The organism is Pantoea sp. X-Soil-YNGN-775, assembly GCF_059730575.1.
Map to the genome: position 1 here is coordinate 2,867,105 of NZ_AP035945.1, position 20,263 is coordinate 2,887,367.

The 20,263-nt window shown below is 54.8% G+C and carries 17 protein-coding genes, 1 tRNA gene and 1 pseudogene; 2 read left to right on the top strand and 17 right to left on the bottom strand.

The genetic code is table 11. From position 1 onward, the window contains the following. Positions 1 to 50: 50 nt before the first annotated feature. A complete protein-coding gene (gene ccmB / locus AC6I8I_RS13380; protein WP_312055867.1) occupies positions 51 to 710 on the bottom strand; it encodes a heme exporter protein CcmB in 660 nt (219 codons plus the stop codon). Beyond that, positions 710 to 1,327: a cytochrome c biogenesis heme-transporting ATPase CcmA gene (gene ccmA / locus AC6I8I_RS13385; protein ID WP_312759594.1), complete on the bottom strand. Its 618-nt coding sequence runs from the start codon at positions 1,325 to 1,327 to the stop codon at positions 710 to 712. Before ccmA ends, ccmB begins: the two co-directional genes overlap by 1 nt. A 242-nt stretch (positions 1,328 to 1,569) precedes the next feature. Between ccmA and AC6I8I_RS13390 the strand changes: the two genes are divergently transcribed. Further along, positions 1,570 to 2,499: a formate/nitrite transporter family protein gene (locus AC6I8I_RS13390; protein ID WP_312055865.1), complete on the top strand. Its 930-nt coding sequence runs from the start codon at positions 1,570 to 1,572 to the stop codon at positions 2,497 to 2,499. Positions 2,500 to 2,574: 75 nt separating this feature from the next. Next, a tRNA-Arg gene (locus tag AC6I8I_RS13395) sits at positions 2,575 to 2,649 on the top strand. A 225-nt stretch (positions 2,650 to 2,874) separates the two neighbouring features. Here AC6I8I_RS13395 and AC6I8I_RS13400 read toward each other — a convergent pair. The 15 genes and pseudogenes from AC6I8I_RS13400 to AC6I8I_RS13470 all read right to left on the bottom strand — a co-directional run bounded on the left by AC6I8I_RS13400 (position 2,875) and on the right by AC6I8I_RS13470 (position 20,216). Then, the gene (locus AC6I8I_RS13400; RefSeq protein ID WP_497827942.1) at positions 2,875 to 4,368 is read right to left on the bottom strand and encodes a VasL domain-containing protein; all 1,494 of its coding nucleotides are present in this window, start codon (positions 4,366 to 4,368) and stop codon (positions 2,875 to 2,877) included. Between the two features lie 347 nt (positions 4,369 to 4,715). Continuing rightward, positions 4,716 to 5,186 carry a hypothetical protein gene (locus tag AC6I8I_RS13405; RefSeq protein ID WP_497827943.1) on the bottom strand — a complete coding sequence of 157 codons (471 nt, stop codon included), beginning with the start codon at positions 5,184 to 5,186 and terminating at the stop codon, positions 4,716 to 4,718. A 34-nt stretch (positions 5,187 to 5,220) separates the two neighbouring features. After that, the gene (tssE, locus tag AC6I8I_RS13410) at positions 5,221 to 5,676 is read right to left on the bottom strand and encodes a type VI secretion system baseplate subunit TssE (protein ID WP_497827944.1); all 456 of its coding nucleotides are present in this window, start codon (positions 5,674 to 5,676) and stop codon (positions 5,221 to 5,223) included. After that, the gene (gene tssJ, locus AC6I8I_RS13415; RefSeq protein WP_497827945.1) at positions 5,676 to 6,218 is read right to left on the bottom strand and encodes a type VI secretion system lipoprotein TssJ; all 543 of its coding nucleotides are present in this window, start codon (positions 6,216 to 6,218) and stop codon (positions 5,676 to 5,678) included. Before tssJ ends, tssE begins: the two co-directional genes overlap by 1 nt. After that, entirely contained in the window at positions 6,196 to 7,281 is a 1,086-nt protein-coding gene (tssG, locus tag AC6I8I_RS13420) for a type VI secretion system baseplate subunit TssG (RefSeq protein ID WP_497827946.1), read from the bottom strand. Before tssG ends, tssJ begins: the two co-directional genes overlap by 23 nt. Continuing rightward, positions 7,245 to 8,999: pseudogene (gene tssF, locus AC6I8I_RS13425) on the bottom strand (type VI secretion system baseplate subunit TssF). Before tssF ends, tssG begins: the two are co-directional and overlap by 37 nt. A 41-nt stretch (positions 9,000 to 9,040) precedes the next feature. Continuing rightward, positions 9,041 to 10,642, bottom strand: a complete 1,602-nt coding sequence (tssA, locus tag AC6I8I_RS13430; RefSeq protein ID WP_497827947.1) for a type VI secretion system protein TssA — start codon at positions 10,640 to 10,642, stop codon at positions 9,041 to 9,043. Beyond that, a complete protein-coding gene (locus tag AC6I8I_RS13435) occupies positions 10,642 to 14,106 on the bottom strand; it encodes an ImcF-related family protein (RefSeq protein ID WP_497827948.1) in 3,465 nt (1,154 codons plus the stop codon). The genes tssA and AC6I8I_RS13435 overlap by 1 nt, the downstream gene beginning before the upstream one ends. Further along, positions 14,093 to 15,211, bottom strand: coding sequence for a KPHS_23130 family T6SS system protein (locus AC6I8I_RS13440; protein ID WP_497827949.1), 1,119 nt, complete (start codon positions 15,209 to 15,211; stop codon positions 14,093 to 14,095). The genes AC6I8I_RS13435 and AC6I8I_RS13440 overlap by 14 nt, the downstream gene beginning before the upstream one ends. Positions 15,212 to 15,216: 5 nt before the next feature. Next, complete coding sequence (locus tag AC6I8I_RS13445) at positions 15,217 to 15,474, bottom strand: PAAR domain-containing protein (RefSeq protein ID WP_497827950.1); 258 nt, start codon at positions 15,472 to 15,474, stop codon at positions 15,217 to 15,219. Positions 15,475 to 15,488: 14 nt separating this feature from the next. Then, positions 15,489 to 17,927 (bottom strand): T6SS phospholipase effector Tle1-like catalytic domain-containing protein, encoded by a 2,439-nt coding sequence (locus AC6I8I_RS13450; protein WP_497827951.1) that lies wholly within the window; start codon positions 17,925 to 17,927, stop codon positions 15,489 to 15,491. Further along, positions 17,915 to 18,448: a Tli1a family immunity protein gene (tli1a, locus tag AC6I8I_RS13455; protein WP_069728757.1), complete on the bottom strand. Its 534-nt coding sequence runs from the start codon at positions 18,446 to 18,448 to the stop codon at positions 17,915 to 17,917. Before tli1a (AC6I8I_RS13455) ends, AC6I8I_RS13450 begins: the two co-directional genes overlap by 13 nt. Positions 18,449 to 18,665: 217 nt before the next feature. Next, on the bottom strand, positions 18,666 to 19,199 hold the full coding sequence (gene tli1a / locus AC6I8I_RS13460) for a Tli1a family immunity protein (RefSeq protein WP_497827952.1): 534 nt from the start codon (positions 19,197 to 19,199) through the stop codon (positions 18,666 to 18,668). Positions 19,200 to 19,402: 203 nt separating this feature from the next. Then, positions 19,403 to 19,936: a Tli1a family immunity protein gene (tli1a, locus tag AC6I8I_RS13465; RefSeq protein ID WP_497827953.1), complete on the bottom strand. Its 534-nt coding sequence runs from the start codon at positions 19,934 to 19,936 to the stop codon at positions 19,403 to 19,405. Positions 19,937 to 19,997: 61 nt separating this feature from the next. Further along, positions 19,998 to 20,216: a YceK/YidQ family lipoprotein gene (locus AC6I8I_RS13470; protein WP_069728756.1), complete on the bottom strand. Its 219-nt coding sequence runs from the start codon at positions 20,214 to 20,216 to the stop codon at positions 19,998 to 20,000. Positions 20,217 to 20,263 lie beyond the last annotated feature (47 nt).

Sequence of the window (20,263 nt, forward strand, 5' to 3'; positions counted from 1 at the left end):
AGCCACTCACATTTCGGTAAATTATGGGTCGCCGCGCCGGTCAGACGCGGTCATTGCAGGGTAATCCGCAGCGCCGCCGCGGTCGCAAACGGTGACAGGGTGGCGCTAACCAGCAACATTGCCCCGAGGATCGCCAGATAACCGCCAATCGGTAAGCCCTGCCCGGCGGCCTCAATCGCCGCACTGGCGAAAATCAGCACCGGAATCGACAGCGGCAGTACCAGCAGGCTCAGCAGCACGCCGCCTCGCCGTAAACCGACGGTTAACCCGACGCCGATCGCTCCGAGAAAACTCAGGGTCGGTGTGCCGATCAGCAGCGTTAACGCCATCGCCCACCAGCCATTAAAATCGAGCGATAGCAGCAGTGCCGCCAGCGGCGACAGCACGATCAGCGGCAAGCCGGTCACCAGCCAGTGCGCAATCACTTTCCCCAGCACCGTGACCGGCAGGGGCGTCGGCAGCAGCAGCAGTTGCTCAAGTGAGCCATCGATAAAATCATCGCGAAACAGCCGCTCCAGCGCCAGCAGCGATGCCAGCAGCGCGGCGACCCAGGCGACGCCGGGTGCAATGCGCGCCAGCTGTTGCGGATCGGGTCCGATACCCAGCGGAAACAGGGTAATGACAATCAGAAAAAACCACAGCGGATTAACCACATCTGCCCCGCCACGAAAGGCAATGCGCAATTCACGCTGGATAAGACGGAACAGCATCAGATTGACTCCGCTGCGCTGAGGCGAATTTTACGCACCCGCGCCGTCTGGTCAGGTAAATCCTGATGAGTCGTCAGGATCACCGCTCCGCCGTTATCGGCATGCTGAGCAAATTTCATCATTAATTTTTCGATGCCCGTTTTGTCGATGGCAGTCAGCGGCTCATCCAGAATCCATAAGGTGGCGCGACTCAGCCATAAACGCGCCAGCGCCACCCGACGCTGCTGGCCTGCCGACAGCTGCGCCACCGGCACCTCTTCATAACCCAGCAGATCAACGCTTTCCAGCGCAGTAAAAATCTGCGCGTCATCGCAGTCGGAATGGTAGAAGCGCAAATTTTCCAGCGGGGAGAGCACGGCTTTCACGCCGGGATGATGCCCCAGATAGAGCATCGATGCGTGCCAGCGCTCACGCTGCTGCTGGATCGGCCGATCGTGCCAGCGTATTTCGCCCTGCTCTGCCCGGCTTAATCCCGCCAGCAAGCGCAACAGCGAGGTTTTACCGGCACCGTTTGGTCCCTCAATCTGCACAATGTCACCTGCTTTGACGCTGAACGACAGCCGATGGAACAGCGTCCGTTCATCGCGAACACAAGAGAGCGTAATGATTTCCAACATGAAGGGGGAATCGCACCAGCTAAAAAGAGGCCCGGATAATACCATAATGTTGCTGTGGGCCGAAGTCTGCACCGCCGTTGAGACCGACCGTCAGGAGGCGATATGTGCGGTCCGCCATGCTGTTTGCTTAAAAATGCAGCCACGAAAAAGCTTGTTACGCTTATTCATATCGACCGTTACATTATCGGCAAATAAAAAGCAGCTACGCTTATTACGCCACAGCACTATCACCAGGAGAAAATATGAAGCCTTCATCAGGTAACCAACAGGGTCACAATGACGTTGAAAGCGATGAAAAGGACGAGGGGACGGAAATAGAAGTTGATGAGGAGGCGCTACCTTCACGTGCAGCGGCGATACATGAAGAGATTCGACAGGATGGGGAAAAAGAGCTGGAGCGCGACGGCATGGCCCTGCTCTGGTCGGCCATTGCGGCTGGATTATCGATGGGCGCCTCGCTGATGGCGAAAGGGATTTTCCAGGTTCATCTCGACGGGGTTCCCGGCGCATTTTTACTGGAAAATCTCGGTTACACCTTTGGCTTTGTAATTGTCATTATGGCGCGCCAGCAGCTGTTTACCGAGAACACCGTGACAGCGGTATTACCGGTGATGCACAAACCGACCTGGGGGAATGTCGGTCTGCTGCTGCGTTTATGGGGCTTTGTGCTGCTGGGCAACCTGATTGGCACCGCGCTGGGCGCACTGGCGTTTAATGAGATGCCGATTTTTGATGATGCGACCCGTCAGGCGTTTACCAACATCAGCATGAAAGTGATGGAAAACACCCCTGGCGAGATGTTTGCTAATGCGGTGATCTCCGGCTGGATTATCGCCACTATGGTGTGGATGTTCCCTTCTGCTGGCGGGGCCAAACTGGTGGTGATTGTGATGATGACCTGGCTGGTAGCGCTGGGCGATCTGGCGCATATCGTGGTCGGTTCGGTGGAGGTGCTCTATCTGGTGTTTAATGGCAGCATTCCCTGGCACGAATTTTTCTGGCCATTCGCCCTGCCTACGCTGTTAGGTAACATCACCGGCGGCACCCTGATTTTTGCCCTGATCAGCCATGCGCAGATCCGTAATGACATGAGCGAAGCGGCGGTCGCCAAAGCCAAAGCCGAGCAGAAAAAGCAGGAGAAGCGCCGTCAGCGTGAAGAGCAAAACGGGTAAGTTGCTGTCGGAATGAGCAAACGCACGGCGTCGTAGTGAATTTCTGCGCCTATCTGCGCTATACTGCGCGCCGTCGTCCTCTTAGTTAAATGGATATAACGAGCCCCTCCTAAGGGCTAGTTGCAGGTTCGATTCCTGCAGGGGACACCATACACACCTCTTACGCCGCCTCTTCTGTTCGTTAAAACCCGATTGCATCAGGCATTCCGCCCAACTACCGTTCATCATCGTTTGCTGAAAGCCCGCTATGAATCCGGATAAAGGCGGGATAAATCCGCTTTACCTCATCCTCGTCATCAAAAATTTTGCTGCGCAAGCCAAAGAGCCTGGCTGTCAGGGTAATCAATGGCGTCAGCGATGATTTTTACCGTTTCATTATGATGCTTTTCGTTTTAATTCAGCATAACCGGCTGTCAGTTGCTTCAGATGCATTTCCAGTTGGGTGCTGGCTGCGGCAGGTAAAGGTTCACCGGCAGGATGTTCTGACAATGCCCGCAGTTGCTCTTCAGCCGGCGGAGACTGGCTGAACGACTGCATGGCTGAAAAGACCACTGACTTCAGTTCACTGACCGTCATATATTTTCCCTTCTGCTGATCCAGTCCATTCAGGCGGTCGCTCAGATGCTGTAGCGTCGTCATCCCCTGATGCCAGCCATTCAGGTTTTCTGCCGGTATGCTGGCAGCATGTAACTGCCGCAGCCACTGCTGTGCCAGCGGTTTTGCCTGTTCCGGCCACAACGCCTGAGCCTGTTCGATCAACTGACCACTGTAGTGAATACGCCAGTCTGGCGGCAACCGTTCCAGGCGCTCGAGCTGCTGCTGCGTGGCGGCGATAAAGGCTTGCGGGGTGAGCGCTTGCTGATGCAGCGTCTCACGTTGCCCGGGAGTCAGTGTTGCGGGCAACGGCATCAGGGAGGCAGCGAGCTGCGTCTGTAGCGGGTCAGGTTGGTGTAAAACATGCCAGCCCCACATCGCCGCCCCACCTGCCACCAGCATGGTTAACATCCCGGCGACAAAGGGTTTCCACTTTTTTTCTGGCGCCGGGAGCGCCGCCAGCACGTCAACATTCGGCTGATGTTCCGGCTGGGCCACATACACCCATTTTACCTGCTTATCCGGCTCGGTTTTCGCCGCAAGCGGAATGATGGGAAGCACATCAACGGAGGTGTCTGAGCGATCGCTTACCGTTGCCGGCAGTACCACACCGGGCTGAATCGCAGCACCTTCGCTGGATGAACCTTCGCTGGATGAACCTTCGCTGGACGCACCTTCGCTGGATGCACCTTCGCTGGACGCACTTTTGCTGGACGCACCTTTGCTGGACGAACCTTCGCTGGATGAACCTTCGCTTTTTTCCAGCCGGACAGCGCTGTTGTGGATCAGGGCACGCAAGGCCTCGAGCTGGCTCAGTTGTTTAAGCGCCTGCCGCTGCAGCACCTCTCCCATGCGGTTAAGCTGCTGCTCCGCCAGATAAAGCGGGCTGAGATCGCTGTAGCTAAGAGGAAGTGTGCGCATCCGTTGCTGCAGACGCTGGCTCAGGCTGGTAAGGATTTCCATCCGGGCGTTAACCGGCTGCGGCCAGAGTGCTTCCCATTGATGGGTGATGAGTGCCTCAAGTATTGCCAGCCCTTCATTCAGGCCCGCCAATCCAGCCAGTTGTGTTCGGGTTAGCGTATACCAGGCTGCCGTCTGCAACTCCACACCATTTCGCTCAAACAGTGAAAGACAGAGTTTTTCGGCATAACGCCAGTTCACGTCCGGACGCGCCGGATGTGACAGTTTGCTCAGCTCTTCACGCAGAGCAGCATAATCCGGCAGCATGCGCGGATCGCTGCCGGTTTTAATTTTACGGGAGATAATGTCATTCATGACGACTTGTCCAACTGACGTGTCTACAGCTATGAGGGAGAGTATTTATACGGTTTCGTTTTCTGCAGTTCGGGACGCTGCAACCAGGGTTGTGGCAGAAGATTAGTCTATATCGGCCTTGTTTCGGCCTGTTGATATTTATCCCACAGGGCTTGTAACCTGATGAATTTCACCTGGTGCTGCGATGTTAACAGATTCATTAAACGCATCCTCCTTCCGGCCGGGGTCAGAGTTTGCCTGTCTGGAAACGTATCTGTCTGCCCGATTCCCGCAGAGATAAAAAGCCTTGTTAACGGCGCTGTTATCGCCAGTAAGCGAGGGTTAAAGATCCCCTTTTATTGAATCGGCTAAGGCAGCAGAACATTAATCAGGCGGAAAAAAGCGTCTTCATCAAATAATTCACCTGGCCGGGATACATTACGTTGCTGATTAAGCGACCAGGCACTAAGCTGGCCTGCACGCATAAATAACCGACTCAGCCGGGTAACGTTATTTCCCGTGCATAGAGTGACTTCTACGCACCCGATTACGCCCTGCCCATATAAAAATATGGGTATAAATTTTATCGTCCGGTTTTCGTAATTCAGTACGATGCCGGGTATATCAAACGTGCCCTCCTCTACCAGCAGATCTGTAACGGAAACGGTTAATTCTTCCGCCTGAAGCGCGGTATCCGCCAGCCAGGCATTCATATTGTCCAGCAGCAATGCCATCTGTTGGCGAAAACCGGCAATATCAGCCTGATGCTTACTGCTGAAGGTGGTGGGAGGAGAATGCCTGGCCTGAAGTCTTTTCAGAAATTGATTTTTAGCTGTCATTGTCTTATCAGTTTTTTGGTCCGGGAAAAGCGGCTCATATTCCGGCCCTGTTATCGAGATACTGCTGTTGCTTCAGATGCCTCAACAGAACCCGACCTTCTGGCATAAATTCGGTGCCATAACGCACTAACCCGACGCCTTTAAGTTCAGCGTCAATGGCATAGCGCAGCTCGCCGGGGACTTTCTGTTCCAGCAGGACAACGGTTATTTTTTTTAACCGTGGCTCATATTTGAGCAGCACAGCAGATAATGCGCCCATCAGCTGATGGGCCGTACCCGGCATCCCCTGAAGAATTTTGGTCATATCCGGCAGGCCAAAGTCTGGCAGGTGCGCCAGCGTGCCGGCGCGGCAGTTGAGAATGCGCTGCATATTATCCAGCACCGACAAAATGACCTGGTTCTGCTCGCTGACCTGATGCAGGGCAAGCCCGCCGGTGAAATTGCCGGTCAGCATTTCATACAGTGAAGGTGTGTTGTTTCCCTGGGGCATCAGTCGTCCTTGAGCGGTTGCAGCGTCAGATGGTTATTGCCCGCTTTCAGAATGCGCGGTTTATCCGGATCGAGCTCTTCGCGCCCCATCACCTGCTTCCAGCTGTTGTTGACCATATCCGGGTGACGGAACAGCCCCACGACGGCCACAAACTGCGCATCGGTCTCCATTGGCATATCAAGATTTGCATCACCACCCGGCTTCACCACCACATCGCGGCTCGCCAGCAGATCGGCTTTCAGAAGGGTCTCCCCGTCTTTCAGCAGCTGCTGATAGACCGTTTTGTCGAAAGTTTTGCGGTCTTTCAGCTGGTAAACACGCACCACCAACGGCTCAGACAGCGAGTTACTTTCGCGGGAATCGGTGTTCAGCGCTTCACGGGCCGAGAAATCCAGGCGCAGCACCTTAATCTTTTTGAAGAACACGGCGTTAAAGGCCGATTTGGTGCCATCGGTAACGCCCTGGGTCACTCCGCATCCCGCCAGGCTGAATGCCAGCAGCGGTAGCAGACAGCGCATTTTAGTTAAACTTGTATGTAACACGTTGAGTTCCTTGTGGTGGTGTCGCGGGCTCCAGCCCGGTGTAGTAACCCAGTTCAGTGGTAAAGGTCTGAGGAATATCCTCCGGCAGGTCATCGCTCTCCACGCCCAGTACACCATTCATGCCCAGCCAGAAAGGTCCTTCGCCCAGTGGGGGCACGGCAAGCAGCCGGGTTGAGGTGGTCAGGGTAATTTTTGCCTTAAATCGCCAGCCCAGCCAGACCCGCAGCATCACCAGAAAATCCTGATACAACAGTCCGTCCGGCTTCCAGCCATGCGCTTCCCGTTCATTATCTGTGGTGAGCGCAACCAGCAGCTGGCTGTTGGCATCCATCGCTTCCTCGCCCAGCGGCGTGTTGCCATCCAGCAGAAAATCATCCTCGCCGTAAAAGCCCAGCGGCCGACTGACTTCCACCGGACGCAGACAGTAAGGGCTGACCTTTACCATGGTATCCGGGGCCAGCAGGGTCACCAGCGCCTGCATACCCTCCTGAGTTTTGCCCGGCTGACGCAATACGCCGAGCAGCGCCAGAAAGCGCGAAACCGGGGTTGCAATGTGGTTTGCCGTGCCGGGAATGCCCAGCCCTACCAGGCCGAGTAACGACTGCGAGATGCTGTCGCTACCGCCCGGCTCAAACGTGGCCGGGTAGGAGTATTTGCGCCAGATGCGATAAAATTGCGTCAGGATACGGTGGCTGAAGATGTCGAGAAATCCCTGCAGCGCGTCATGTCCTTCCCGCCGCTGGGTAATGTCATCGAGATAGGCGGTCGGCAGTGGCGAATCGACGCCGTACATCCCCATAAATGTGGCGCGGATGCGCGGTGGTTTGCTGTCGTCATCCTCATCGTACTCTGCCGCCCTAAGCTCGCTGATCGGAAAGCCCATTCCCGGATGCGGTACGAATCGGACCGGATCGTCACCAGGATGGCTGGTTGAGCCCATCAGCGGCCTGTCCGAATTCGCCTTCTCCAGCAACTGACAGAAGCGGTAAAAGTTAATGCGGTGGAGGTCGGCTTCCAGCCTTGGTGTCAGCCGGGAATACGGCGGTTGTGCTTCTCTTCCCATTCCAGGCGCTCTCCGGTCGGTTGCAGGATGATAATCAGACGATTAAACAGATAGATGTCGGTGTAGAGCGCGAAGAAGCGGCTCAGCATCTCACCGAACAGGCAGATGTCGCCGCGCCCGGCAAAGCCCTAGCTGTCCAGCGTCACTTCAATCTGCACGCCACGGACCAGGTAGCCCTGCTCGAAGCGCTCAGTTTCGCTGTGATTCACCTCGATGATGGCTTCCAGGCGACGGCGATTCATCTCGCTGTCGGTCCATTCATACAGCGCCAGCGTGCCGCGCAGCACGTCGGCATTGTCCATCATTGAGAGAAAACCGCTGCCGAGATGACTGAGCACCCGCCAGTGAAAACGGTCCTGCGCCGGCGGATAACAGGGCAGCGTCGGGGCGCAGAGGTTGCGCACCGCGATACTGGCCGAGGTGGTTTTCATCACCGTATCAAGCACCGTGCTCTGCAGTGCTCGCCGCGGTAGCTGACCGTTGGTGCCGGTCAGCGTCAGCGACAGGCTCTCGTCTTCCGGAACGGTGTGGTTATCAAACGCTTCACCGCCGAGGATCAGCCAGGTGTTATGCAGCCCGGACGGGCCGCGGCGCACGCGGGTGTGGTAGTAATATTCCGGCGCGTCGTGGCGCATCATCCCGCCCTTGTGGCGAAAGCTGGAGAACGGCACGTAGGTATGCTGACTCGATGACATTACCGAATCCACGGTGTAAATCTCGGTATGGCCATCCTGCACACGCATCGGGCGCAGCATGTACTCCGTCTGCAATGAACTGAGCGTCAGCGGGTCAGATTCCAGCGGGAACAGGTTAACCACCGGCACGCAGTGCAGCCGCAGGTGCTTCCCGGTAAAGCTGAAGTCATGCTCCCAGCGCTCCGCCAGCACCACGTCGATTTCAAACCAGGGCAACTCAGCCGGAAAAGCTACGCTCTCCAGACCACGCAGACCGGTAAACATGAATTTTTCACGGAAGGTGAAGTACTCCAGCAGCAACTGGTAGCCGCTGAAACCGCTGTTGCCCTTCGGCCACAGGTTGTCGTCATCGCCAAATCCCAGCGCGGTAAAATGCCCGTCCAGCGGTCTCCTGTCCACCTCCCCCGGCATCCGCAACCACAGGTGCGCCGTGTTCATGGTAAAGGCTTCGTGCATGGCACAGGCCAGCGGTGCGTCAGCGTTAAAGTAGAACGGGATCTGGCTGAGATCGACACGGCTCCAGTCGGCAAGATGGCTGCAGTTAAAGCGCAGGTTGATAACCGAACGCCCGTCAGGGTCGGTCGACAGGCGGGCGTGCTCCAGCGACAGCGGCTGAAGGGTGATCTCTTTAGTGGTGGTGTAGCGGCAGCGCGTGCCCTTCTCACCAATCGGCCGGGAGTTCACCTCGAAACCTTTGACGATGCGCATCGGCTCTTTCATCTCACGCCAGTCAGGAGTGAACTCCACCACCGACATTGACGGAATGGTGCGCAGGTAATGCGGCCACAGCAGGCTGACCAGCCCTTCGGTCAGTTCTGGCAGGTCGTCATCGAGCTTTTCACGCAGGCGTCCCATCAGGAAGGCAAAGCCTTCAAACAGGCGCTCCACGTAAGGGTCGCGCGCGCCAGCCTTATCGAGATTGAGCATTGCCGCCTGCTCGGGGTGAGCGCGGGCAAACTCTTCGCCGGCTTCCAGCAGGTAGCGCATTTCGGCGTCGTAATAACGCAGGGTTAGGTCATCCATAAGATCCTGAATATGTGTGTTTTAAAGGTATGCCAGGCTTTTTACCCGCAAAGCACTGCACTGCTGGCCGGATCGAGCGCAATCAGACCGGACAGAAGCAAATCCATCTCGGGCTGAAGCCGTGATTTATCGGTTTCACTGCGGGTGGCTTTCATGCGCAGCAGTCTGAGGCGGCGCGATTTCACTTCAAACAACAGCCCGGGCGTCCACTGCGTGAGAGTGATTGTCTGTGCTGCACCGTCAAGCTCGCCCAGCAGATGCAGCGCCAGTTCATTTTTGCCCTTTTGCTCGGCGACGCGGGCCATCAGCAAACGCAGCAGCCACTTGTCTTTTGTGGAGTCGGTGCCCGGACGAGTCTGTAGCCAGTGGAGTGTGGCATCCAGACCTTCAGCGTCCGCTTTTTCCAGCGCTTCCGGCTCAAGGGCCAGGATATCGTTGTCCGTTTCACTGACGGCACTGACCGGTTCATCCCGCCAGCCGGACATATCGTCCAGCACGCTCTGATTTATCCAGTTCAGCGTCACCTCATCGGCAAACGGCGTACCGTCGTTAAAGGCCAGCGTTTCAAGCCCGGTAAGGCGGCGCAGCAGCCCTTTCAGGTCGGCGGCTATGATATCAGCCAGCACATCCTGCCCCGATTTCACCAGGGCCTGATGGATATACCACTGCAAATCCAGCCAGAGGTGGTTGGCGCCGCGCGAGAAGGTACTGTCCGCCTGCTCCAGTATCTCCAGCCAGCTCTGCTGCAGGTACAGGCGTTTGAGCATCGCCCGCTGGTCAGCCCGCGGCGGTTCGATGCGTGTCCTCCCTTCGGCATCCGGTGCCGGGATCGCTCTCAGCGTGTCGTGACGCAGGCTTTTCATCAGCCGGTGTGCGGCAAGCCAGCCATCGGGTTGTTCACGCAGATATTCCGTCAGGGTGCGGGCCTGAGCCAGCAGATCCTGACCGGAGGTGATGCGGCTCAGCACCGGCGCGTCAGACTCCGTCATATGCGTGGAGGCCTGCGGCTGTGCCTTGTTACCGGCGTTCTGCGGCACCACAGCATCCACGCCACCGGCCTTCATCAGGCGGGACTCCAGTGCGGTGTACAGGGTATTCAGGTCTGGTTGTGACGCTTCCGGTTCCACATTCAGGCTGTCGCGGATGATCAGCAGCGCACCGGTAGTGCGCAAGGCATCGTCGCGCACCACCTCCGGCCAGAGTGACAGACTGTCGAGCAGACGAGAGCCGGCAAGCCACTCCAGCGCCGGTTTACGGCTGCGCTCACGCTGCGGATGAAGTTGTGTACCATAGCGCTGCAGTAACCCTGCCAGCAGTTCCAGCCCTTCAGCAAAGCCGGTTTCTCCGTCCTGATGCAGACGCGCCCAGCAGTAATAAGTGGCAATCCGGATATCTTTGGCGGTAGTGGTCAGCAGTTTTTCGGCAAGTGTGCAAATCAGCCCGGTATCGATGCCGGAAAGCTTATTGACCTCCTCGCGGATACGCTGGAAATCATCGTCATATCCCGGGTCTTCTCCTGTCGGGCGGGTATCGCTGAGCGGGGCAAGCCAGGGCTGCCAGCTTTCCGTGCGTAGCTGCGCCTGTTGTCGAAGTTGAGTTTCGTCCGCCTGACAGGCGGCAATCAGATTCTGCAGAATGCTCATTATTCCATTCCTTCCATGTCGCTGTTCCCGGTACTGGCCATCAGCGCCTGCGCCGTGGCTGCGCTGTCTACGCTGAATATCTGGTCCGGTAAGGTAAAACCGCGCAGCGCCAGTAATGCCAGCGGTCCTTTGCCCAGTTGTGAGCGCAGCACCCACTGCAGGGTCCGGCCATCCTGGGCAGTGAAACTCATCATCCACTGACTGCGGTCAAGCTGCTGCCGTTTGCCTTGTTCCAGCCAGCGAATAAAGCCCCAGCTCCCACTGTAATCACCAAACAGACGCGCGCCTGCGTTGACCGTGGTCCAGGTCAGCATGGTCCCTGGCCTATAGGTGTCTCCCGGCCAGCGGAAGGACTGCCAGTCGGCCATCTGGTTGAAGTAGTGCAGCTTTTGTCCATCAATGGTCAGCTGGGTTTCCACCACCTGCGGTGCCGGACGTGCCTGCAGTTCGAAGCTGATGCCCTGGCTGCCATCGGTAAACAGAATGTCCGACAGCTGGCTCAGTTGATTAATCGCCCTGAGGAAGGCCGGATTAAAGCTCAGCCCCTGGCTGTTGACCTTATCCGGAACCCACTGGCTGCCCTCTTTGTGCAGCACGCCACTGAGCTCTGTCGTGAGGAAGCGCTCAATACGTCCGCTGTCCTTACGCACAAATTCAGCCAGCATCGGCAGGGAGGCATCGCTCTTGCTCGCCGCAAACGGGAAGCGTCCGTCAAAGGCGGTGTGCCAGTTCGTGACAACCGAACGGCTCCATTTGTCATTCAGGCTGGCTGCTGACGGTTGCAGGACGGTTTCCCAGGCCTGGGTGAGTGGCTGCACAAACATCGTGTTGCCGAAACCACTCCATTCTTCACCCAGACTCGCAGAAATCAGACTGCCGTACTGCTGGGTGTCGGTCAGGTCGACACTTTTGCCCTGAAATACGGTCTGCGCCAGGGTCTGCATCATCTCCTGCGGATCAGAGGCACTGGCTACCTGTTGCAGGCGCAGACGCACGCGGGTGATACGGGTCAGATACGTCTGCAGGCTCAGTGAGTTGTCGGCCGACATGACGTTGCTGCCCTTATTTTTGCCCAGCAGCTGAAGCAGTGGCCCAAAGGTTTCATCCAGCGGCCCCTGTGGTCCTGACGCAGACTGGTCAATCGCCGGTTTGTGTTTTCCGCCTACCAGGTCTTTAGCCGATTTGAGGATGGAGTCCGAAAGGCCTTCGCTTTGCTGTCCGGTCTGCCCCTGCCAGGCGATGGTATTCATCAGGGCAATCAGTGGAGACTGGCGAACGTCACTCATCATCGTCAGCTGGTCAGTGACATCCGCAATGTTGTTCGCCGGGTTAAGTCGCAGGCTGTTGAGAAAGCTCAGCCAGCTACCGGCAAAGTCGGTAAAGTAACGTTGCCTCAGACGCGCCTTCAGCGCTTCCGGCGACAGGTCTGAAGAGACGGCTTTTCGGCTGTCACTCAGCACCCAGTCGATTTCATCCCGGCGGGAACCGGCGGCCTTTTCGATAGCCTGCTGAATCCCGCCTTCCCACGCCTGACGGGTGAACATCCCCGGCACCACTGAATCGGTGCTAAACAGTCGCCGCGCATCAGTACCGCTGGTCATGTCTTCCAGAGACACATCGGCAAAGTTACGACGCACGGATTTAAGCATGTTCTGGTAGAGCGTACTTTCAGCGTTGCGCCGGCCGATTTGCTGCAACAGCACCTGGCGGCTCTGGCTGACCAGCTGCGCATCCGGCGTAATTTTCCACTGCGGCTGCGCTGGCAGCCCGGAGGCGTAGAAGGCCCACAAATCCGGCGACAGGCTTTGCCACAGGCCGGTTGAGATACCCGTACGCGCTGGCTGCACGGTTTTCATGATCTGCGCATAGAATGCCCCGTCGGCTTTATCCGGACGGGCCATCATTAGCCAGGCTTTCAGCTGGTCGTAGCCCGGTTTCGCCAGCAGCGTCCGCTGGTCGCTGTTGGGGGCTGAATTTGCCAGCGCGCTGAGTTTCTGCATCAGGGCGACATTTGCCGGGTCACGTATCAGGCGGTTATTCGCCACACCGTACCAGGGCAACATCGCGTCGAGCAATGGCGGGTTATGGTCCAGACCGAAGCGCTGATACCACGGTGAACCCGCCTGGACGTTATGCTGTAAGCGACCAGCGGCATTTCGCAGTTCATACAATGCAGTGAGTTGATTATCGGAAACAGCGGGATACTCCACCAGGTTTCGGGCTTTTGCCGCCACAGAAGAAATTTGTCCATAGTTCAGCGCAAACGAGAGCAACAGCCCCGCGCCCCAGACGCCGATTATGGCCATCAGTGTCCAGGCGAGCGTCTGCTCCCAGGCCATACCGACACGACGGCCACGTACCCGGGTGCAGTCGTCAACGATACCCTGCCAGGTCACCGGCAGGGCCAGAGCATGGCGCTGTGATGGCGGGATATATTTCTCAGCAGCGGCAGAGGCAGCAGTACTCATTGACGTATCAGCGAGTTGATTCTCCGCCAGGCTGAACATCAGGCCACGCAGCGGAACACGCTGCTGAGAGGCTGACAACCATGGCACCAGTTGCTGAGCCCAGCGGGCAATACCGCCATCTTTAAGGTGCTGGCCCAGGCGCAGCAGGAAGTCGTGACTGTTGTTCCCGGCGACCTGACTTAAACCCTGCGTCCGCAGGACCGGCAGCATCAGCTCAAGCTGGCGGGTAATATCGTCTTCTTTGGCACGCAGCGGAAAGCTGACTCCCACGGTTTGCTCAGGGCGCTTTACCTGCGACCACTCGCTGTCGCACTGCTGCCACAGCCAGACCGGTGGCTGATAGCGCAGCGCTTCGCCGATTTTTTCAAGCCCCCGCAGGTCGTTGTCGCTGGTCTGCGGCGTAAGGTTTTGTGAAGCGTCCAGAACGCGAATAATCCCGTCCAACGGACGGCCCCGGCGCAGTTTACGCAGGGCTTCAAACTTTTCTTTATCGATTTCTTCCGTCAGGCTGCCGCCGTAAATCAGCACGGTGCGGTTGCCTTCAAGCCACTGATAAGCGTTTAACTCAGGCAGCAGTTTGGCAACAGCAGCCTGTTCGCCTGTGACCAGCAGCAGACGGATTTTATGACGCCAGAAGAGGTTATAGCGTTTACGCAAAACACTCGCGATCTCGGTTTTCAGCCCCTGCTGTTTTAAGTTGTGTTTGCGACTTTTGTATTTCACTCCCTTAGAGGAGAGCTTCTTAAGTTGGCTAATTTGCCACAGCTGAATGCCAACAAAACTCAGCGTAATTAGACAAACTAACGCAGTCCAACAAATCCCGCAGACAATAAGGATGGGCCGAATCGATTCCCAGCCCAGCGAGATATCAGAAAAAAAATACCAGTATACGAGACCGCCGCAGAGTATCAGCAAAGTGACAACAGCAAGGGTGATTATCACCGTTACGGCAGTAGAGATACTTGCGTCTGGTTTAAGGCCGTTATCCTTTTCCATGTGGCTTTACTATTCCAAGAGCGAGAGTGTGTTGAGGATCGGTACTAACCCAGCCGCATGGCTGTGCTTCTGTTTTGGCAAAAAGAGCAGCAAGAGAGATAACAATGAGAGGTTCCATGCTGCCCTGCATTCCCCAATAGCTGTCCTGTAGGTTATGCGTGGTATTCCAGCCGCACTCATCCAACTGAGTAATTTGAGGATGTGTAAATAAAACGCAGGCGGGTGGATCGTCGTGAAGATCGCACTGTGCCACCGCGCGTTCACAGATGAGGTTCAATGGCTCTGAGGCAGACGCATCATAAAACTCACCCCGGGGCATCACCACCGGAGCATCTGCCCCGACCACCCAGAGAGCGGCTGATTCGCCCGCAGGCAATGGGCTATTCGCATCAGCAGGGAGAGACACGCACCCAACCACCAGATGTTGACTCTTTTCATCTTCACGAAGCAGGGTCGCAAGCCTCGCGAGCGTTGCTTCTCCCTGCCAGTTTTCAGGTTGGTCTGGCAGGTGGACTTCAGGAAAAGACGCCTTCATTTGCTCGCAGAAAGCGGACCAGACAGAGGCATCCCCTAAAAAGAAACAATGCGAGATCGTAAGCGGCCTGTCACGCGGGGTACTCCTCCATTGCATCACCAAAGCGCGAACCAGCTGTTGCTCCCTTATCAGGCTATCTGCAGAGAAAGTGCGGGCAATACGCAGTGCTTTTCCACCCGTTTCCTGGCGTTCTGCCGGGGGCCGCTGAATACGGCTAAGCACCCTTTGCCAATCCACCATATCCGCGCCTGAAGGACCAAGCAGCAGGACTTCTTGCAGGCCAAGGAGGCTTTGATGATCTTCCCACCACCGACTTTGCTCATGCGCAACGTTGCGTTGCCATGCTATTGCATGATGCAAAGAGAGACGGAAATAAAGCAGCTGACAAAGCCAGAAAAAACCTATGCAGATCAGAACGAAGCCCATTGCTGAAAAAGCCATTCCGCTACGATTTTCTCCGCCAATCAGCACCCCCACCGCCCCGGCAAATAAAATCAGAAATGCCCCTGCCAGCAGCCATCCACGGTTTATCGGCTTTTTGGCTTTTTTCCAGGCGGGATACTGTGGCACGTCCCTCACTGTCCGATACCAAAATCAGGAAAGGAGCTCACCAGCGTGCAACCACAAACACAACGGTGTCCATGCAGGGCAATAGGCTGACCATCTACCTTCGAGAGTGAACTGCCTTCGGCGATGTTTGTCATTCCATGCTTGTTACATTTAACCGCATCCCCTTTAGCGGCAATCCCTTTACCAAAGCAGAGATAGTGCCCGACCAAAACCTTACCGCCGTACTCTTTCAGGATGTCCCCCTGACGAATCACCCGTTTCATTCAGTGCCTCCTGTTCAGGTTGTCACCAGCGATTGTGCTTTTTCCAGCCATCCGGACTGGATAATTGATTTCGCCATCTCCAGACGTTTCTCACTGATGATTTCTCTCTGTTGCGCCGTCACAACGCCAGGTTCGGAGGTAAAGGCTTTCAGCACATCCGCGTTGTCGACCATAGGAATTGCCAGGCCGGTGAGATAATCCATTGCTTCAGACTCCAGCGTCAGCAGCCCGGCCGTGCCGGCGAGACCGGCCAGTTTTGCCGTCGTGCCTTTCTGTTTGAAGCTAAAGATAACGCCACCGACAAGCGTAGCAGCCCCAACCACATCACCGGCAATGGTCAACGGAGAGAGTGATTTATTGCATTTGTTACCGAAGTAGATCATCCGGTACAGGAAATAGCTGCCCCAGGGTTCCCGCGTTCCAAGCGCGTAATGCATAAACCACGCGCGGGAGTCATGCACCTGATCGTCAAAAAGCGCTCTGACCAACCCGGCATGCGTATCCGCATTCGAGGCTCCTCCAGGTGGTGGGAACAGCGTCGCGACCTTAGTCTCGGCTGATGCTTTGATCAGGGCATACTCTCGCGGCCCGTCGTCAATATTCAGTAGAAAAATGGAGTTACGCGGAATCACCGCCAGCACCAGTTGACCAATGCTGGTCGGGCTGCGGAATTGCTGACGATAGTCTTTGCCAAATTCCTTCGCTGCCTGCTTCAACTGGGTTTGTGCGATATCCGGGTCAAAATCCTTTACCCCGGCCTCCAGCACCAATTCATCCATTTTATCTGCTGGCTGACTGGCTATTTTTTCTTGTCGCCGGGCCCTGACTGCGCCCTGTTGCAGCTCCCGTTTAGCTTCTGAGCTTTCCAGCGCCCCAGGGAGAGCATCACTATCCGTCGCCCGCTCGTAAAAAGGTGTCGTCAGCATTGTGCCTTTGGCGTAGCGATCGATGCGCCACGCGGTGATCCAGGCTATCTGATTTTCAAACGCTTTTTCAAGACTGACCGATGCCCGTGGGGGGATGTATTCTGCTGCCTGTTCGTCAGTGATTTTTTCTTTTGATGGGGGGAGGTTTAGCGTTAATTCTCGCCAGGCGTTGAAGCGATTGATAAGGGAGGTATCGACATCAAACTCGGTTAAGACATCTAATACTAAAGCTCTCCATTTATCCTTTTTGAGGTCATTTGGAAGATTATCGCCAGCAACTTTCAGAGGTGCTCCGGCCTGAAAAGCTAAACTATATAGATCATTAAGTGTGATCTGAGACAATAATAGGCTGTCATTTTCCCCATTCGCCTTACCCTGATCTCCAGGAGGATAACCGCCACCAATATCAGAATGCATCCCTGGGTAGATTATTTCCTTACAGTTTGCCGGATATTTACCGTTAGCACGGCGGAGAGAGTCCAGCGGGAAGCTGAGCCTCTGCTCATGCGAAGAAACCAGATGTGCACAATTTTTAATGAGCCCGCCGTAGGTTTTTTCCTCCGGCAGCTCCTGAGTCCCGTCAGCCCATGACATATGCCCTTCCGCCACGGGTGCCACATGCGCTATGCCCACGGATGCCACGGTATCCAGCAGCCCCAGAAACTCAACGCTGAGAGGAATTTTCAGGTCGTCAACCATCAGGCACTGCTCAGGCTTTTGGTTACTGCCTTCAGGTTTTGGTAGTAGCTCACTCAACCAACTGACAAAGGCGCGCGCCGCCGCCGCCCCGCGGGAAAAACCGTATATATACAGCTTAATACCCAGCAGCTTTGGCTGAGTAGGGCTAGGTTGCTGGAGAGCCGGGCTCAGCAAAGACTTCAGTTTTTTCAACTCTGTGGTGAAGGTTTCGTAGCGGTTATGGCTGCCGGTTAGCCCGAGCGAGGCCCAGGTCGTTCCCATTTGATCCAACGCCGCACGGCTTTCAGCATTGCTCATCCACTTCTGGGTCAGCGTAAACTTCAGGGCATCAATAATGCGCAGAAGTCCCCAGTTAATTCGCTCCTCCCCCATCGCCGCCGTAGCCAGGCCCCAACTCGTGTAATCAAGGTCGTTAATTTCAGGGAAAGGCGTACCTACGCCCGGAATATAATATTTAAAATACCGCCCGGAAACGGCTTCATTACTGTCAAAAAGAGCATCTGAACCTCCAATACCGCCGGCATACCCACTGCCGATGGTGGCACGAAATAGACGGGCAATATTGGTTGGATGTTTTGGATCAGACAGGTAAAGATCGTTATTCAGATTATTACCGGTACCGTCAAAAAACAGGCTAATATGCAGCGTCTTACAACACGGCATATCTACCAGCTTGTTTTCAGCCTGGCAAAGCTCATTGCGGTAAGTACGCTCCAGACTCTCCTGTTGCTTACAATTTTTCCCCACCAGCGCCGCCTGCAACGGTAAGCGCCCCTGCGCCGGAAATTCCGACGGGTACCAGACCAGATCCGTTGTTACTTCGGACATACTTTCGGCTCCTTCATTTCCAGCGGCAGTTTAATTGGATAATTTGCATTGGCGGGTGACCAGCAACTGGTCGTTACCTTGACGTCATCGCAGGGTAAAAAGTGCACCGTAATACCGCAGGTTTCCTGTCCCGTATAATCTGGCAGAGGCACAGTTTTGCTATGCTCCCTGTTATTAGCCCTCATTTTCTTTAGCCACACTTTGTACTTCTCTCTATCTGCAAATCCTGGAAAACCCTCTGTGGAGGCTTCACCGCTTTCCCAGTCGACTTTAACTGTCATTCCTAGTTTCCAGACGGAAGGCACACCGTAGCAACACCCTCCACCGCCACCGTCAAATGGACCGATCGCATCTATTCCAGATTGCCCGTTTACGCTGAAGTGATTGATAGCCCATTTGGTATGGTTAATGGCTTTAATTGTTCCTGTACCACCACTCTGCGTTTGTGCTTCTGCCTTTGGCTGGCTGCATCCGGCCAGTAAAAAAACACCCAGTAATACGCAAGAGATTGTTATCTTCATCCTTATCTTCCTTATATTGCGTCATCCACACTTACAGATAAAATGATTTAATTGCGCCACTGGCTGGCATAATTAAATCATTTCAGCCATCGGGATAAATTGCTTTAAAACTCTTACCAGCACCGTCGAAAAGGTAGCCTTCAACTGGTTTTCCTTGCCTGCAACGGCAAACGACCCTGAACCGGAAATTCCGGCGGGTGCCAGACCAGATCCGTGGTTACTTCGGACATACTTTTGGCTCCTTCATTTCCAGCGGCAGTTTGATTGGATAATTTGCATTGGCGGGTGACCAGCAGCTGGTCGTTACCTTCACATCATCGCAAGGTAAAAAGTGCACCGTAATACCGCAGGTTTCCTGGCCAGAGTAATCTGGCAGCGGCACTGTTTTACTGTGCTGACGATTCTGAGCCTTTATTTTTTTTGCCCATTCCAAAAATTTCTTTTCGTCAGCATACCCGGGGAAATCGTCAGAACTCCCAACTCCTGTTTCCCAGTCAATTCGGACTGTCATTCCAGGCGTCCAGACAGCAGGAACGCCATAGCAGCATCCGCCGCCGCCGCCATCAAATGGACCGATCGCATCTATTCCAGATTGCCCGTTAACGCTGAAATGGTTGATGGCCCATTTGGTATGGTTAATGGCTTCTATAGTCCCCGAACCACCGCTTTGCGTTTGTGCTTCAGCCTTCGGCTGGCTGCATCCGGCCAGTAACAAAACACCCAGTAATACGCAAGAGATTGTTATCTTCATCCTTATCTTCCTTTTATTGCGTCATCCACACTTACAGATAAAATGATTTAATTTTGCCGCCACCAGGCAGAATTAAATAATTTTTATCATTGAGATAAATCTTTATCAGACTCTTTTCTGTTGCTTCTTAACTACTAATACCGCCTGTGACGGCAAACGCCCCTGTGCCGGAAATTCCGGCGGGTGCCAGACCAGATCCGTGGTTACTTCGGACATACTTTCGGCTCCTTCATTTCCAGCGGAAATTTGATCGGGTAAGAGGGGCTACCGTAGGTAAAGCAGCTGGTTGTCACCCTCACTTCATCACAGGGTAAAAAATGCACCGTGATACCACAGGTTTCCTGTCCTGTATAATTAGGAACTGGCACGACTGCACTATGTTGCTTTTTTTGTAAATCGATTTGACGTTTCCACGCTTTATATTTTTCTCTGTCAGCAAAGCCGGGGAAACCTTTAGATCCTCCAACTCCTGTTTCCCAGTCAATTTTCACTGTCATTCCTGGTTTCCAGACGGAAAGCACACCGTAGCAACACCCTCCACCGCCACCGTCAAATGGACCGATCGCATCTATTCCAGATTGCCCGTTAACGCTGAAATGGTTGATGGCCCATTTGGTATGGTTAATGGCTTCTATAGTCCCCGAACCACCGCTTTGCGTTTGTGCTTCAGCCTTCGGCTGGCTGCATCCGGCCAGTAAAAAAACACCCAGTAATGCGCAAGAGATTGTTATCTTCATTCTGATTTCCCTTCAGAAAAATGATATATACCAATATCATTTAAAAAATCATATTCCCGTATTAACGATTTGCAATACAAATGGCATCAACAGGCAGCGTCACTGTGTCCAGTACGGCAGAGAAAGGGACATCAAGCCAGGGAAGGTAGACCCAGTATCCCATATCCACCATTTTCTGTGTTCCCTGATAATACTCTTGATAACACCCTGAGGCATGTTCTGATATAGAGCCACAGCCACTTAAAAGAAACACAGACATCAACACGATTATAATTTTCATTACTTTTCCTTATTTATTATTGTCATCCTAAAAAACAATAAACTGAA

Bases quoted from the DNA above. Each gene is read 5' to 3' on its own strand.
- tssE (WP_497827944.1), bottom strand. From the start codon at position 5,676: ATGCCCCAGGGAAACAACACACCTTCACTGTATGAAATGCTGACCGGC.
- AC6I8I_RS13400 (WP_497827942.1), bottom strand. From the start codon at position 4,368: ATGAATGACATTATCTCCCGTAAAATTAAAACCGGCAGCGATCCGCGC.
- ccmB (WP_312055867.1), bottom strand. From the start codon at position 710: ATGCTGTTCCGTCTTATCCAGCGTGAATTGCGCATTGCCTTTCGTGGC.
- AC6I8I_RS13450 (WP_497827951.1), bottom strand. From the start codon at position 17,927: ATGTCCGAAGTAACAACGGATCTGGTCTGGTACCCGTCGGAATTTCCG.
- tli1a (WP_069728757.1), bottom strand. From the start codon at position 18,448: ATGAAGATAACAATCTCTTGCGTATTACTGGGTGTTTTTTTACTGGCC.
- AC6I8I_RS13470 (WP_069728756.1), bottom strand. From the start codon at position 20,216: ATGAAAATTATAATCGTGTTGATGTCTGTGTTTCTTTTAAGTGGCTGT.
- AC6I8I_RS13445 (WP_497827950.1), bottom strand. From the start codon at position 15,474: ATGAAACGGGTGATTCGTCAGGGGGACATCCTGAAAGAGTACGGCGGT.
- tssG (WP_497827946.1), bottom strand. From the start codon at position 7,281: ATGGGAAGAGAAGCACAACCGCCGTATTCCCGGCTGACACCAAGGCTG.
- tli1a (WP_497827952.1), bottom strand. From the start codon at position 19,199: ATGAAGATAACAATCTCTTGCGTATTACTGGGTGTTTTGTTACTGGCC.
- AC6I8I_RS13435 (WP_497827948.1), bottom strand. From the start codon at position 14,106: ATGGAAAAGGATAACGGCCTTAAACCAGACGCAAGTATCTCTACTGCC.
- ccmA (WP_312759594.1), bottom strand. From the start codon at position 1,327: ATGTTGGAAATCATTACGCTCTCTTGTGTTCGCGATGAACGGACGCTG.
- AC6I8I_RS13390 (WP_312055865.1), top strand. From the start codon at position 1,570: ATGAAGCCTTCATCAGGTAACCAACAGGGTCACAATGACGTTGAAAGC.
- tli1a (WP_497827953.1), bottom strand. From the start codon at position 19,936: ATGAAGATAACAATCTCTTGCGCATTACTGGGTGTTTTTTTACTGGCC.
- AC6I8I_RS13405 (WP_497827943.1), bottom strand. From the start codon at position 5,186: ATGACAGCTAAAAATCAATTTCTGAAAAGACTTCAGGCCAGGCATTCT.
- tssA (WP_497827947.1), bottom strand. From the start codon at position 10,642: ATGAGCATTCTGCAGAATCTGATTGCCGCCTGTCAGGCGGACGAAACT.